This is a genomic window from Roseovarius sp. JB2-10 (assembly GCF_055693585.1).
Window position 1 is genome coordinate 1,687,522 of sequence record NZ_CM146337.1, and the last position, 13,829, is coordinate 1,701,350.

The following is a 13,829-nucleotide window of genomic DNA, read 5'->3' on the forward strand; positions in this document are numbered from 1 at the left end:
GCAAGTAGCCGCCGGGCTGCGGTACAAAGAAGCATGACGCAAAGCCATGGTAATCTGATCCGAGTGGCCCGTGAAAACGGCAAATCGGCTGAAACCGAGCCCCTCAATCTGGGCGCGCGGGTGCGCGAGTTGCGTAAGGCGCGCAAATGGACATTGGAGCAAGCGGCCACGCAGGCTGGGCTGGCCCGATCAACGCTTTCCAAGATAGAAAATGGCCAAATGTCCCCGACATATGACGCGTTAAAGAAATTGGCCGTGGGTTTGGAAATCTCCGTGCCTCAGCTCTTTACCGCGCCGCAGCGCGACAAGATCAATGGCCGGATGTCGGTGACCAAGGCAGGCACCGGGGCGCATCAGGCAACCACCACCTACGAGCATGAATTACTGGGTGAAACCCTCACGAAAAAGCAAATGCTGCCCTATCGTGCCCGCATCCGCGCCCGCAGCATCGAGGAGTTTGACGGCTGGGTGCGCCATGATGGTGAGGAATTTTTGTACGTTCTGACCGGGGTGATCCGGCTCTATACGGAATTCTATGAACCGATCGAAATGCGCCGGGGCGACAGCGCCTACTACGACGCCACAATGGGACATAATGCGATTTCGGTAAGCGATGAGGATGCGACCATCCTGTGGGTCACGTCGCTGACCTGACGGGCGCGCCTAGAAATCGACGGCGATACCCTTCTTTTCCCAATCCCCGAACCGGACAGGTTCCGGGCCTTTGCGACCTCCCAGTTCCTTTGGCAAATCCAACGCGTCCGCCTGCCGACGGCGCTCTTCGGCCTCGGCCAACGCGCGCAGGGCTTCGGGGGGCAGATCGCGATCTTCTTCGCTCATCGTCGGGGTTCCTTTGGCTGACACCCCCTGATATATGCCGCGCGCAGCCCGCCGCCAAGGAAAATGCCTGATGACTACGCCAAACTACACGCCGCGCCGCTCGGCTGTCTTCCTGCTCGATCAGGTTCTGGGCGAAGGGCGGCTGATGTCGGATCTGATTGCAAGTGGCAAACTCGACCGCCTGTCGCCCCCGGATCGCGCGCGTGCACAACGTTTGGCCAATGACACATTGCGTGGACTGGACCGGGCAGATCGGTTGTTGAACCGTCAACTGCGCAAACCGCCCGCCCTACACGTGCACAATATCCTGCGATTGGGCACGGTCGAATTGTGTATGGGCGGCGATGCGCACGGTGTAGTGAACGAACTGGTCGGCCTGATAGGCAATGACCGCCGCCATGCCAAGCTCAAAGGCCTGGTCAATGCGGTCCTGCGCAAAATGGCGGGTGATGCGGGCAAACCGTGGAAAGACCTGCGTTTGCCGCGTCTGCCAACCTGGCTGCGTGATCCATTGGTGGCCGCGTGGGGCGCGAACCCGGTTAATCAGATGGAAAAGGTCCATTTCGCTGGCGCGCCCTTGGACATCACGGCCAAGGGTGATGCCGCCAGTTGGGCTGAAAAACTCGGTGGTGCGTTGATGCCCACCGGCACGATCCGTTTGACGGATCCCGGTCAGGTGTCGGCGCTTCCCGGTTTTGAGACCGGCGACTGGTGGGTGCAGGATGCGGCCGCGGCCCTGCCGGTTTGGGTGTTGTCCCCGGCACCTGGCGAAAAGATCCTTGATCTGTGTGCCGCACCCGGAGGTAAAACGTTGCAATTGGCAGCAGCAGGTGCGGACGTCACAGCGCTTGATCTCAGTGAAAAACGCATGAAACGGGTGTCCGAGAACCTGACGCGCACCGGGCTTACCGCAAAATGCATCGTGGGTGATGCATTGGAACATGAAGGCCAATACGATGCGGTCCTGCTGGATGCGCCATGTTCGGCCACGGGCACAATTCGCCGCCACCCAGATCTGCCCCATGCCAAAGACGGGTCCGATTTTGCCGAGCTTATGACGCTGCAATCCAAGATGATCGACCATGCGCTGACGCTTTTGAAGCCGGGTGGGCGTTTGGTTTATTGCACCTGTTCGCTGTTGCCCGATGAAGGGGAATGTCAAGTGGATGATGTTCTGGCACGTCATGATGGGTTGCGCACGGATATCGCGGCACTTGATCTTCCGGGCGTCGATCCAGCCTGGGTGACCGAGGAAGGTGGTTTGCGCCTGCGCCCGGACTATTGGCCGGAAGAGGGCGGCATGGACGGGTTCTATATCGCCTGCCTGCGCCACTAAACGCCGATCACAAATCTTGTCCTAATCTTTACGTGACGTATGCCAACCACACGGTATACTGGCGCTAATAACGCCGCGAAGAGCGTTCAGAGGCAAGGCAATGTTCAACTCGGAAAATCTGTCCGTCCAATGGACGCGAATGATGGACCGCGCGCAGGCGCGCAGGGCCACGCGCGCGCGGCCCGTGACAGCCTTCGTGCAACAGCCCGAACCCCGAACCATCGGCAGCTTCGCCCGAGGGCGGCAGTTAACGGCGGGCAATTTCGTTTTTGCCGGACATCTCGTGCAACAACCGGGCACAAGCATCTGGGACCTGCCCAGCCCTGACGCGACCTTCACCGAAGAAATGCATGGTTTTGTCTGGCTGGATGACCTTGCTGCCGCCGGTGATGTACCCGCGCGGCAACGGGCTCAGGCCTGGCTAAGTGACTGGATCGAACGGTTTGGCAATGGCCGTGGCCCCGGCTGGACCCCGGAATTGACGGGTCGAAGACTGATCCGGTGGATCAACCATGCGCTCTTTGTCATGCTGGGGCGTAACGATGCTTCGGTGACCACGCCGTTTTATCGTTCGCTGGCGCAACAGACGATCTTTCTGGGGCGCAGGTGGCAAGCGTCGCGCCCCGGTCTGGCGCGGTTCGAGGCGTTGACCGGTCTGATTTACGCGGGCCTGTCGCTGGAAGGGATGGAGGAGCATGTCGGACCTGCGATCAAGGCGCTTGGCCGTGAATGCGATACGCAAATCGGTGCCGATGGGGGCTTGCCGACACGAAATCCCGAAGATCTGCTTGAAGTCTTTACCCTGCTCAATTGGGCCGCCGTGGCATTGACCGAAACAGATCGGACGCCGGGGCGCGAACACTGGCAGGCAATCGAACGGATTGCGCCAACACTCCGCATGCTGCGTCATTCAGATGGTGATCTTGCGCGGTTTCACGGCGGCGGGCGCGGTCTTGAGGGGCGCTTGGACAATGCGCTGGCATCCAGCGGCGTGAAAGCGCGGCAACCGGACGGCCTGTCGATGGGCTATGCCAGATTGAGCGCGGGCCGGACAAGCGTGATCGTGGATGCGGCACCGCCGCCGTCGGGCAAGGCGTCGGCGAATGCCCATGCGTCGACACTGGCGTTTGAGCTGACCTCCGGGCGCCGTCCGTTGATTGTGAATTGCGGATCGGGCGCGAGTTTTGGCCGCGATTGGCGTCGTGCAGGGCGCGCCACGCCGTCACATTCCACGCTGGTGCTTTCCAGCCGTTCCAGCGCGCGATTGGGCACGGGCAGCCTGAGTAAGGAATGGCTGACCGAAGCGCCCAAAAACGTCCCAGTTCAAATGAGCCAAGCACCGGATGGGTTACGGTTTGAGGCCGCGCATGACGGGTATGTCCCGACCCATGGCCTGACCCATGTGCGCAAGATCGAAATGACATTTGATGGCCGGGGCATCGCGGGCGAAGACATGTTGTTGGCGATCAATGACCCCGACAAACGACAATTTGATCAGGCAATGGAGGCACGACAGCTGCAAGGCATCCCGTATGATCTGCGATTCCATTTGCATCCGGATGTCGATGCGGCGGTTGATTTGGGCGGCACGGCGGTGTCGATGGCCCTCAAATCCGGTGAAATGTGGATTTTCCGCACGGATGGGCCGTTAAAATTGTCATTGGATGTCAGTGTTTATCTGGAAAAAACCCGTCTAAAGCCGCGCGCGACCAAACAGATTGTTCTATCTGGCGTCGCAATGGAGTATGCGACCCGCACAAGATGGTCACTGTCCAAGGCGCAGGACACCCCGATCAGCATACGCGATCTGAAACAGGAAGCGCTTGAACCGGTGGCCGACGAATAAACACATACGTCACATGACCACGGGATAGCTGCCACATGACCGACCTCGCCCCCCTGCGCCGCGCGCTTCTTTCTGTATCCGACAAAACCGGCCTGATTGATCTGGGCAAGGCATTGGTAGATCGCGGGGTCGAGCTGCTCTCGACCGGTGGGACGGCCAAGGCGCTGCGCGAGGCAGGGCTTGCGGTGCGTGACGTGGCGGATGTGACTGGGTTTCCGGAAATGATGGATGGCCGCGTCAAAACCCTTCACCCAATGGTACATGGCGGTCTGCTGGCGCTGCGGGACAACGATGATCACGTGGCGGCAATGGAAACGCACGGTATTGGCGCGATCGATCTGTTGGTCGTGAACCTTTATCCATTTGAGGAAACCGTGGCCAAGGGTGCGGACTATGACACCTGCATCGAAAATATTGATATCGGCGGCCCGGCAATGATCCGGGCGGCGGCCAAGAACCACAGTTTTGTCAGCGTTGTGGTGGATGTCGAAGATTACGCGCCGCTCCTGGCAGAACTTGATGCCAACGATGGCCAAACAACATTGGGCTTTCGTCAGAAACTTGCGCAAACCGCCTATGCCCGCACGGGCGCCTATGATGCAGCCGTGTCCACGTGGATGGCCGGTGCGATTGGGGCGGACGTTCCGCGCCGCCGCGCGGTGGCAGGAACGCTTGCGCAAACCCTGCGCTACGGTGAAAACCCGCATCAGGCGGCAGCATTCTACACCGATGGTTCCAACCGCCCCGGGGTGGCTACGGCCACACAGCTGCAAGGCAAGCAACTGAGCTACAACAACATCAACGACACGGATGCGGCGTTTGAACTGGTCAGTGAGTTTTTACCAGAGGACGGCCCGGCCTGCGCCATCATCAAACACGCCAACCCTTGCGGTGTGGCGCGCGGCGAGACGCTGAAAGAGGCCTATGGCCGTGCGTTTGATTGTGATCGGACCAGCGCGTTTGGCGGTATCATCGCTTTGAACCAGCCTTTGGATGGCGCAACAGCCGAAGAGATTGCTCAGATTTTCACCGAAGTCGTCATTGCCCCGGGCGCTGATGAGGCCGCGCGGCAGGTCTTTGCGGCCAAGAAAAATCTGCGCCTGCTGACGACAGATGGCCTGGCCGACCCGCAAACGGCGATGATGACCCTGCGACAGGTTTCAGGCGGGTATCTGGTGCAGGACAAGGACAATGGCCATATCGACGCCGATGACCTGAAGGTGGTGACCAAACGCGCGCCCACGGATCAGGAAATGTCCGATATGCTCTTTGCCTGGAAAGTCGCCAAGCACGTTAAATCCAATGCCATCGTCTACGTCAAGGATGGCGCAACCGTGGGTGTCGGCGCAGGCCAGATGAGCCGCGTGGACAGCTGCCGGATTGCCGCGCGTAAGGCTGAGGATATGGCCGAAGCCCTGGGCCTGGCCGCACCGCTGACCCAAGGCAGTGTTGTGGCCTCGGACGCGTTCTTTCCCTTTGCCGATGGTCTGTTGACGGCGGCTGAGGCGGGCGCCACGGCTGTGATCCACCCCGGTGGGTCGATGCGTGATGACGAAGTGATCGCCGCGGCGGATGAGGCCGGGCTGGCGGTCGTGCTGACCGGTATGCGGCACTTCCGGCACTAGAGGAAAAGAACCATGCGCACCGTATTCTGGGTTGGTACGATCACATTTTTGCTGGATCAAATCAGCAAATACCTTGTGGTTCATGCCATGGGTCTGCGTGAATTGGGACGCATCGATGTCTGGCCGCCTTTTATCAATTTCCGCATGGCGTGGAACTATGGGATCAACTTTGGCCTGTTCTCGGCAGACAACCCTCTGACGCGGTGGATACTGATCGCCATTGCGATTGGCATTACGGTGGCGGTTCTTGTCTGGATGTCCCGGATGGAGACCAACCGCTGGCAACGCATCGCGGGTGGTTTGCTGGTCGGCGGGGCCTTGGGCAACGTGATTGATCGCCTGATTTACGGTGCCGTCGCAGACTTTCTCAACATGTCATGCTGCGGATTTGACAACCCTTACGCGTTCAATGTGGCTGATATCGCCGTTTTTGCCGGTGCTTTTGGCCTCATCCTGTTCACATCCGATAAAAAGCCCTCGTGACCTTGGCAAAGCTATGCGATAAACCAATCCAAGAAGGTTCAGGAGGGTGGCGATGATGTTGTCGCGGGTATTGATGGTGATCGTTGCGCTGGCACTGACGGCCTGCGCCAACAAGGACAAACCACTGTCACGGATCAAGAAAACCGGCGAAGGCCCGGATGAGTTTACGATCATCCCAGGCAAGCCGCTGCAGACCCCTGAAAGCTTTACAGCTTTGCCAACACCCACCCCCGGCGGCAGCAATCTGACGGACCAAAACCCGTTATCTGACGGCGTCGCCGCCTTGGGCGGCAATACCGCCGTTCTGGCCAGCGGTGGCATTCCGGCAAGTGACGGTGCTGTGGTGCGCCATGCCAGCCGCTATGGTGTGACGCCAGGCATCCGCCAAACCCTGCGCACCGAAGACAAAGCCGTGCGCCGCCGTCATGGGCGCGTGAACATTTTGCGCATCGGTCCGACGGATGATTACACCAACGCCTACAAACGCCAGTGGCTCGATAGTGCGTCGGAGTTTCGCCGCTTGCGCCGCGCCGGCATCACGATCCCGACCGCGCCACCGGAAAATTAACGGCCTATCGGATTTCACAAGCCTGTCAGTTCGTTGCCATCGGCACTTGAACCGCTTCGATTGCGCCGTATCTTCACCTAGACATCCGACAACCGGATTTACAGGAGATATTTGATGCGCCTATTGATCGCGGCAATTGCCTTTGCCGCCGCCGCCTTTCCAGCCATGGCCGACGACAGGGTCACTGATTTCACACTTGATAACGGCATGCAGGTTCTGGTGATCGAAGACCACCGCGCGCCCGTTGTAGTGCACATGGTCTGGTATCGTGCGGGATCTGCCGATGAGCCGCCCGGCGAATCCGGTGTGGCGCATTTTCTCGAACATCTGCTGTTCAAAGGAACCAAAACGCTGGCGCCCGGTGAATTTTCAGCCACCGTCGCGCGCAATGGTGGCACGGACAACGCCTTTACCAGCTACGATTACACCGGGTATTTCCAGCGCGTTGCGGCGGATCGCCTTGAGTTGATGATGCGCATGGAAAGTGATCGAATGATCAATATCCAACTGGGCGAAGACGACATCCTGACCGAGCGTGACGTGATCATTGAGGAGCGAAATCAGAGGGTCGAGAACAACCCGTCCGCGCTGTTTCGTGAGCAAAAGAATGCGACCCAGTTTCTCAACCACCGCTATGGGGTGCCGATCATAGGATGGCGTCATGAGATGACGGAGTTGACCCTAGAGGATGCGCTGTCGTTTTATGGCACATATTACTCGCCCAATAACGCCATTCTGGTTGTCGCCGGAGATGTACAGCCCGACGATGTGCGCGCGTTGGCCGAGAAGTATTACGGTGTGATCCCTGCCAATCCGGAACTGCCTGAGCGTATCCGGGCACAAGAACCCCTACAGATGGCCGAACGCCGGTTGGTCTACGAAGACCCGCGTGTGGCGCAACCCTATGTCAGCCGTTCCTATCTGGCCCCCGAGCGTGACAGTGGCGCGCAGGAAGAAGCCGCAGCGCTGACGATGCTGGCGGAAATTCTGGGTGGCGGGATCACGTCGGTCATGGCCGAAAAGTTGCAATTCGACAGCAAGATCGCTGTGCAGACGGCGGCGTGGTACGGCGGGTTGTCCCTTGATGACACGACCTTCAATCTGGTCGTGGTCCCCACGGCAGACGTATCACTGGAAGAGGCCGAAGCCGCGATGGATCAAGTCCTCAGCGACTTCATGGTCGATGGCATCAATGCGGAACAACTGGACCGGATAAAGATGCAAATTCGCGCATCGCAGATATACGAACGTGACGATGTTGGGTCTCTCGCGAACCGTTACGGTCGCGCGTTGACCCAAGGGTTGACCGTTGCGGATGTGCAAGCCTGGCCCGAACTGCTCGAAGCAGTAACCGCAGATGACATTATGTCCGCGGCCGAAAAAGTCTTTAACCGCAAAAACGCTGTCACCGGATGGTTGACCGCACCGGAGGTGACACAATGATCCGCTTTTTCGCTGCTTTTGCCACCCTTTTGATCCTCACGATGCCCGCCCGGGCCGAAGTGAATATCAAGGAACTTACAACGCCTGGCGGCATTGAAGCCTGGCTTGTTGAAGACCATTCAATTCCTTTTGTGGCGCTCGAACTGCGCTTTCGCGGTGGTGCTGCGCTGGACTTGCCCGGCAAGCGCGGGGCCACCAACCTTATGATGGCGTTGTTGGAGGAAGGCTCTGGTGACCTCGATTCACGCGGGTTCGCCCGCGCGACCGAGGCTTTGGCCGCCTCCTTCGGGTATGACACCGGTGATGACACAATCTCAGTCTCAGCCAAAATGCTTAGTGAGAACCGCGATGAGGCCGTCGCCCTGTTGCGCGCCAGCCTCGTTCAACCGCGGTTTGATCAGGCGGATATCGACCGTGTTCGCGCCCAGGTGATCTCTTCGATCCAATCTGATCTCAAAGACCCGCGGAGTATTGCATCGACCGCATTTGACACGCTTGTTTACGGCGATCACCCCTATGGCAGTTCACGTGACGGCACGCTCGAAAGCGTTGCGGCTTTGACCCGTGATGACATCATTGTGGCCCATCAAAATGCCCTGGCGCTGGACCGTATTTACGTAAGCGCCGTGGGGGACATCACATCCGATCAACTGACCGCGCTGCTGGATGATTTGTTGGGTGAATTGCCTGCCACCGGCTCTCCGCTGCCACAGGACGCGGATGTAAACTTGCCCGGTGGCATCAAAGTTGTGGATTTTGACACGCCCCAATCGGTTGCCACTTTTGCGCAGCCAGGGATTGACCGGGATGATCCCGATTTCTTTGCCGCCTATTTGCTCAATCACATTCTGGGTGGTGGCGGATTTGAAAGCCGACTGATGACCGAAGTGCGCGAAAAGCGGGGCCTGACATATGGCGTTTATTCCTACCTTCTGGACATGGACAGCGCACAGGTTTGGATGGGGTCCGTTTCATCCGCAAATGACCGCGTTGCCGAGGCCGTTGCGGTGATCCGTGATGAATGGGTCCGCATGCGCGAAGGTGGCGTGACCGAAGCCGAGCTGAACGATGCCAAGACCTATCTGACCGGGGCCTATCCGCTTCGGTTTGACGGCAACGGTCCGATTGCCAACATCGCCGTCGGGATGCAGATGGAGGGCCTGCCCACCGACTACATCGCCACACGCAACGACAAGGTGAACGCGGTCACGATGGACGACATCACCCGCGTCGCGCGAGAACTTCTGGACCCGGATCGCCTGACATTCGTCGTCACGGGTAAGCCGGAGGGGCTTGAGACAACGATCAACTAGGGCGTTCCGACGGCTTCACAAAAGTGCAAACCGAAGATTTCAAGCCAGAATGGGCTTTGCAAAGTCGAAAACGTAATCGTCAACCAGTGAGGAGAGTGGCCTACGGTCGAATTCCGCAACACGGGAACACACACGGGAGTATTGCACTCGAGCCTTGGCGATTTCCAACCCACCGAAAAGCGCGCAGACCTGCGCTATTGCTCGGTTATGTGGGTGAAGTACGGATTGATTGTTGAAGGCCGTGATACCTACGACAATGCCACCATCGCCCACCTGCCAGTGTTGGTAGTTTGATAGGTTAAAGTCCGTTTTGAGCCCGAAGCGGACATTGATGATTTGTACTTTGAGACTCATTTAAAGATGGCTTAGGCAGGTGAATGGCTGCGCAATCTTTTCATTCACTCCGGTTAATAAGAGGTAAGTTGTTTCGATGTCCACAAAGTGGAAAAGAGTTTTCTATGTCGTACTTTGGCTGGCTTTCTACTTCGTCGTCACAGCACTGCTTTTTCCGCCATTGACCGACTTTGAATGGAAATGGCTTCTAGGATTATCGATTGGTTCATTCATCTGGTTGCTACGCAAAAACAGTGATGAGCAATAGCTTCCATCTTGGCCACTTCAAATGGCATCTTTGAGCCCAAAGCAGAAATTATCGTCAACTTAACTGAGCTGGAAATTCATTGAGTTTGGCTGATTTGGACATTGCGGATGTTTCCCCTCTGTGCTGCATAGAGAGCAATTCCGGCGAAAGAGAAATTGTGGGGGTAAAAGGAAATGCGCAGTGTGGTCCTGATGGCAGTCTTTATGGCTCTTCCCTTGTCTGCTGCGGCTCAAACAGACTCAGATAGATGCGATTTCTTCGTTGTTCACCCGGAGAACGAAGCTCTTGTTTTTGACAGAAATGGAAACATAAAGCGCAAGGTGGGTCCCGGAATACACAGTTGCGTGCCGTTCCTTGAGACTTTTTCGATTGAAAATACTCATTCGTTACGGCGCGAGGAGGTCGAAAGTTCACGGTTTGATGGTCGATGCATATTTAAAATTTCAGTTCATTGGCGTATTTCCGATTTGAAAAAGTTCCATGAAATTGGGCGGGAAGCTGTTGTTGTTCCCAGGGTCCGAAAGGCGGCGTTGAACGCTCTTGATTATGCGATTGCTTATCATGCAGAGGTTTTTGGCACCGAATTTCCAGAAATTACAAGATATCAGGCGACTTCATTTCTAGACCGCAATAGTGCAGCGCTTCGTAGAGAAAGTGCAGCATTTGAGGAACTTGGTGTAGAGTTTCGACATGCCGGGGACTTGGAAATATGCGCGCAGGGATAATTGGGCGTTTGGATTGAACGGTAGCTAAGTCCGCAAAGCCGTCACATACTCTGTGATAGAATCCGCCCCAGTATTCGACCGCCAATGATATGCATGTGAAAATGCGGTACTTCCTGTACGCCGTGGACACCGGCATTGGAAATGGTGCGATATCCTTCGCCACTTTCGCCCGGTTGAATGCCCTTCATCTGACAGATCTTGCCAATAGCGCGGGTGAAATCCGCAATCTCGGCATCGCTGGCCTCAAGTGCAAAATGGTCGTGGCAAACATAAGCCCCTTTGGGGATCACCAGCACATGTACCGGTGCTTGTGGCTGGATGTCGTTGAAAGCCAGACAATGCTCCGTTTCCAGAACGGTGTCATTTGGAATGTCGCCGCGCAGGATTTTAGCAAAGATGTTCTGATCGTCATAGGCATAAGGCATCGGGTTGCATCCTTAGTCGGCAAAGAGATGTTCGTGTTCGACAACCTTCTGCGTGGTATCGACCGGAAGATCAAGGAAGCGCGCCAGAAGGTCAGCATTTTGCTTGGGCTCAGCCGTTTGCCGCATCACCATGTGATTTTCAAATTCTGCATCTCGGATCCGGTCCGACTCGAAGGTCATATCACCCCGAATGGTTGGCAAAAGCCGCTCGAGTGTTTCGGGCGGCGTCTGTTCCCCTGCCAGACCCACGCGCATGGCATGGCCTGTCAGATATTCGTCGGTAAATTCACACTGGACTTCCAAGAGCTTCGTTGTCGACCGGTCGCCACAAAAATCCTGCAGCAAATCCAGATTTCCGGGATCAATGCACACAATCAGGCGGTCCGTTTCATAGTAATCAAACAGCATCCGCATCAAAGCGCGTCGGTGCCTGGTGCGTTTGCCCAAGGTTGCCTGAATGCCCCCAAGGTCGGGCAGGGCGGTGTTTTCCTCATTAAAGAGGTATTCGATCGCAGGCACGTTGGTGATGTGGCGGATTTTTTCGATCAATCGCTTGGCCACATGCCATTTTTTGCAAATCACGATCATCAGCTCGCGTTCCCGGCCTAACGTACTTTCGGTTTCCCAAAAGCGGCTGGCAAAGCGGCGCCCAATCCGACCCCGCCCGCTGAGAAATTTGAACAGGCTCCGGCCTTCGTTCGATATCTGGAATTGCGTCGCATCGTCCGCATAAAGCGCGCCAAGACGTTCCTTTAACTCCAATGCTTCCGGGCTGATCTTGCGGGCAAACAGAAAATCCTGGCTGAGCAGCAGATCGTAGTGGTCGTTGTAAAACGTCACCGGCATGCCGTAGTCAGTGAACATCAGAAAGGTCAGCGTGCGCGTCTCAATCTCCGCTTCGGGGACCACATGGCGCACCAGCGTCTGAAAGAATGTCTCATCCGGGATCCATGTGGATCGGAAAAAGCGCATGACGTCCTTACGGTCCCGCGTAAAATCCAAAATCCATTCGATTGTCCGCCGGCGCAGACACCACCATTGGCTGCCGATCTGGATCTGGATGTCATGCGGGATATCGCGCGTCAGTCCAAGTTTCTTTTGTGCTTTGAAGCTGGCGTAAAACAGACGCTTATGTTTCCGCTCGTTAAAGAAATGCCGGTAGATCAGCCGCTCTTCCTTCATGCCGGTCTTGATCCAATCGCTATCGAAATAATCGAAGCTTTCGATGTAATCCATGTCATTCGCATCAAGGAAATCATGCGCGTACTTGGCAGACTTGATCGCGGCGCAATCACCGGACAACATGTAAAAATGCGTGGCACGCGGGAAGTCTTTGACCGCAGCTTCGATCGCATAGAGCGTTGCCTGAACAAGGCTCCACTCACCCCACCCACATTTCACCCGTTTTCGGGCAAACGTCACATTGGGATTGTCGGCAAGGGCCGCGCGAATTTTCTTATAGTATTCCGGCTTGGCGCGGGCATCGAAATGGATGGACATGTAATCGCCAGCAGCGGTCAGCATTTCTGCCTGACCAATGATCGCGTCCGGATCCTTGTGACACAGAAGAATAAAGGCGATTTTTGCCATTTTGGAAACGGTTTATCCGGTGCTGCTGCGATTGTTTACATTGTTAAGCATGAACAAGCGTTGAATAAACAGGGTTTCTTTGAATTTTTTAACGGGGTAGACACGATAAAGCCCTCAAAAGGCGGGCAAATGAGTGCGGAGTCAGTAGAATGGGGTTTCCCGGCACCTGGATGACCGAAAGTGAAAGCGTGGTGTATCGCGTGGTGCCAAAATGCGCCTGCTCGACCATCGGTCAAATCATGTACTATTCGGATCATGGCGAATTCTTTGATGGCGATATCCACGACGCCACGGAAGGGCTGCATAAATGGGCGCGCGAGGAAAGCCAGCCCAGTATCACAGCCAATGTGACGGCGCACCAATCCTATGCGTTTACATGTGTGCGCAATCCCTACACCCGCGTCCTGTCCAGTTTTTTCGACAAGATCTGTGGCATTCAGCGTAATGGGCGCCGGTATCGCGGCAAACTTGTGCCCCTGTTGGTCCAGAAATATGGGATTGAGGTGGGCGGTGAAGATGGCAAACAGGAGTTTGACCAGATCAAGAGCTTCCGCAGATTTCTGCTTTTTGCCCGAGATACCATCCGCTGGCGGCGTCCGATGGAGCCGGACATCCATTGGTCAGCCCAGGCCGGTCATGTCTCGACCTTCATCGTGAACGGCGGCACCTACGACAAGATTTTCTGGACCGAAAGCTTCAATGACGGCATGTCAGAAGTGCTGAAATCCATTGAGACGCCCAAGAAGGTGAACATCAAGAAAATCCCGCGATTTAACGAATCCGAAGGCCATGGTCCCAAGCGCGAGCATCCGGTCGAAGACTATTTTGACGATTTGTCGATGCATTTGGTCTACGAGATCTACAAACGCGATTTTGACCTCTTCAAGTATGATTTTGAAGACCCGTCGAACAAAATGCCCATCGGTGAAATCGATCTTGATGAAGTGCATATCAAGCTGGGCGAATAGGCCTTAGATACTGATTTTATTTGGTTTTGATGCCGGCCTAAGCCGGTTTGCTTGCCGCGTTCATTG

Annotated in this window: 14 protein-coding genes; 10 read left to right on the forward strand and 4 right to left on the reverse strand. The window is 56.3% G+C overall.

The features are described 5' to 3' along the window. Nucleotides 1–33: 33 nt before the first annotated feature. Nucleotides 34–654, forward strand: coding sequence for a helix-turn-helix domain-containing protein (locus ACZ1HJ_RS08355; protein ID WP_472721837.1), 621 nt, complete (start codon nt 34–36; stop codon nt 652–654). 9 nt (nt 655–663) lie between these two features. Here ACZ1HJ_RS08355 and ACZ1HJ_RS08360 read toward each other — a convergent pair whose 3' ends face one another. Next, on the reverse strand, nt 664–840 hold the full coding sequence (locus tag ACZ1HJ_RS08360) for a DUF1674 domain-containing protein (protein WP_472721838.1): 177 nt from the start codon (nt 838–840) through the stop codon (nt 664–666). Nucleotides 841–910: 70 nt separating this feature from the next. Between ACZ1HJ_RS08360 and ACZ1HJ_RS08365 the strand changes: the two genes are divergently transcribed. The 7 genes from ACZ1HJ_RS08365 to ACZ1HJ_RS08395 all read left to right on the forward strand — a co-directional run bounded on the left by ACZ1HJ_RS08365 (nt 911) and on the right by ACZ1HJ_RS08395 (nt 9,454). Further along, nucleotides 911–2,176: an RsmB/NOP family class I SAM-dependent RNA methyltransferase gene (locus ACZ1HJ_RS08365; RefSeq protein ID WP_472721839.1), complete on the forward strand. Its 1,266-nt coding sequence runs from the start codon at nt 911–913 to the stop codon at nt 2,174–2,176. A gap of 100 nt (nt 2,177–2,276) precedes the next feature. Then, the gene (locus tag ACZ1HJ_RS08370) at nt 2,277–4,022 is read left to right on the forward strand and encodes a heparinase II/III family protein (protein ID WP_472721840.1); all 1,746 of its coding nucleotides are present in this window, start codon (nt 2,277–2,279) and stop codon (nt 4,020–4,022) included. A 35-nt stretch (nt 4,023–4,057) separates the two neighbouring features. Continuing rightward, nucleotides 4,058–5,647, forward strand: a complete 1,590-nt coding sequence (gene purH / locus ACZ1HJ_RS08375; RefSeq protein WP_472721841.1) for a bifunctional phosphoribosylaminoimidazolecarboxamide formyltransferase/IMP cyclohydrolase — start codon at nt 4,058–4,060, stop codon at nt 5,645–5,647. 12 nt (nt 5,648–5,659) lie between these two features. Next, a complete protein-coding gene (lspA, locus tag ACZ1HJ_RS08380; RefSeq protein WP_472721842.1) occupies nt 5,660–6,130 on the forward strand; it encodes a signal peptidase II in 471 nt (156 codons plus the stop codon). A 52-nt stretch (nt 6,131–6,182) separates the two neighbouring features. Beyond that, the gene (locus ACZ1HJ_RS08385; RefSeq protein WP_472721843.1) at nt 6,183–6,698 is read left to right on the forward strand and encodes a DUF3035 domain-containing protein; all 516 of its coding nucleotides are present in this window, start codon (nt 6,183–6,185) and stop codon (nt 6,696–6,698) included. 114 nt (nt 6,699–6,812) lie between these two features. Continuing rightward, entirely contained in the window at nt 6,813–8,141 is a 1,329-nt protein-coding gene (locus tag ACZ1HJ_RS08390) for a M16 family metallopeptidase (RefSeq protein ID WP_472721844.1), read from the forward strand. Then, entirely contained in the window at nt 8,138–9,454 is a 1,317-nt protein-coding gene (locus ACZ1HJ_RS08395) for a M16 family metallopeptidase (protein ID WP_472721845.1), read from the forward strand. The genes ACZ1HJ_RS08390 and ACZ1HJ_RS08395 overlap by 4 nt, the downstream gene beginning before the upstream one ends. Nucleotides 9,455–9,493: 39 nt before the next feature. On the opposite strand, the gene ACZ1HJ_RS08400 is transcribed toward ACZ1HJ_RS08395, so the two are convergent. After that, nucleotides 9,494–9,808: a hypothetical protein gene (locus ACZ1HJ_RS08400; protein ID WP_472721846.1), complete on the reverse strand. Its 315-nt coding sequence runs from the start codon at nt 9,806–9,808 to the stop codon at nt 9,494–9,496. A 429-nt stretch (nt 9,809–10,237) separates the two neighbouring features. Between ACZ1HJ_RS08400 and ACZ1HJ_RS08405 the strand changes: the two genes are divergently transcribed. Beyond that, nucleotides 10,238–10,780, forward strand: coding sequence for a hypothetical protein (locus ACZ1HJ_RS08405; protein ID WP_472721847.1), 543 nt, complete (start codon nt 10,238–10,240; stop codon nt 10,778–10,780). A 41-nt stretch (nt 10,781–10,821) separates the two neighbouring features. Here the strand turns inward: ACZ1HJ_RS08405 and ACZ1HJ_RS08410 are convergent, their stop codons facing one another. Both ACZ1HJ_RS08410 and ACZ1HJ_RS08415 read right to left on the reverse strand, forming a co-directional pair. After that, complete coding sequence (locus ACZ1HJ_RS08410) at nt 10,822–11,205, reverse strand: HIT domain-containing protein (protein WP_472721848.1); 384 nt, start codon at nt 11,203–11,205, stop codon at nt 10,822–10,824. Nucleotides 11,206–11,217: 12 nt separating this feature from the next. Beyond that, nucleotides 11,218–12,795: a DUF5928 domain-containing protein gene (locus tag ACZ1HJ_RS08415; protein ID WP_472721849.1), complete on the reverse strand. Its 1,578-nt coding sequence runs from the start codon at nt 12,793–12,795 to the stop codon at nt 11,218–11,220. Between the two features lie 149 nt (nt 12,796–12,944). Here ACZ1HJ_RS08415 and ACZ1HJ_RS08420 point away from each other — a divergent pair, with 149 nt between their 5' ends. Then, entirely contained in the window at nt 12,945–13,763 is an 819-nt protein-coding gene (locus tag ACZ1HJ_RS08420; protein ID WP_472721850.1) for a sulfotransferase family protein, read from the forward strand. The last annotated feature ends 66 nt before the right edge of the window (nt 13,764–13,829 follow it).

Excerpts from the sequence above, each read along its gene's own strand:
- ACZ1HJ_RS08355 (WP_472721837.1), top strand. The coding sequence starts at position 34 with ATGACGCAAAGCCATGGTAATCTGATCCGAGTGGCCCGTGAAAACGGC.
- ACZ1HJ_RS08360 (WP_472721838.1), bottom strand. The coding sequence starts at position 840 with ATGAGCGAAGAAGATCGCGATCTGCCCCCCGAAGCCCTGCGCGCGTTG.
- ACZ1HJ_RS08365 (WP_472721839.1), top strand. The coding sequence starts at position 911 with ATGACTACGCCAAACTACACGCCGCGCCGCTCGGCTGTCTTCCTGCTC.
- ACZ1HJ_RS08370 (WP_472721840.1), top strand. The coding sequence starts at position 2,277 with ATGTTCAACTCGGAAAATCTGTCCGTCCAATGGACGCGAATGATGGAC.
- purH (WP_472721841.1), top strand. The coding sequence starts at position 4,058 with ATGACCGACCTCGCCCCCCTGCGCCGCGCGCTTCTTTCTGTATCCGAC.
- lspA (WP_472721842.1), top strand. The coding sequence starts at position 5,660 with ATGCGCACCGTATTCTGGGTTGGTACGATCACATTTTTGCTGGATCAA.
- ACZ1HJ_RS08385 (WP_472721843.1), top strand. The coding sequence starts at position 6,183 with ATGATGTTGTCGCGGGTATTGATGGTGATCGTTGCGCTGGCACTGACG.
- ACZ1HJ_RS08390 (WP_472721844.1), top strand. The coding sequence starts at position 6,813 with ATGCGCCTATTGATCGCGGCAATTGCCTTTGCCGCCGCCGCCTTTCCA.
- ACZ1HJ_RS08395 (WP_472721845.1), top strand. The coding sequence starts at position 8,138 with ATGATCCGCTTTTTCGCTGCTTTTGCCACCCTTTTGATCCTCACGATG.
- ACZ1HJ_RS08400 (WP_472721846.1), bottom strand. The coding sequence starts at position 9,808 with ATGAGTCTCAAAGTACAAATCATCAATGTCCGCTTCGGGCTCAAAACG.
- ACZ1HJ_RS08410 (WP_472721848.1), bottom strand. The coding sequence starts at position 11,205 with ATGCCTTATGCCTATGACGATCAGAACATCTTTGCTAAAATCCTGCGC.
- ACZ1HJ_RS08415 (WP_472721849.1), bottom strand. The coding sequence starts at position 12,795 with ATGGCAAAAATCGCCTTTATTCTTCTGTGTCACAAGGATCCGGACGCG.
- ACZ1HJ_RS08420 (WP_472721850.1), top strand. The coding sequence starts at position 12,945 with ATGGGGTTTCCCGGCACCTGGATGACCGAAAGTGAAAGCGTGGTGTAT.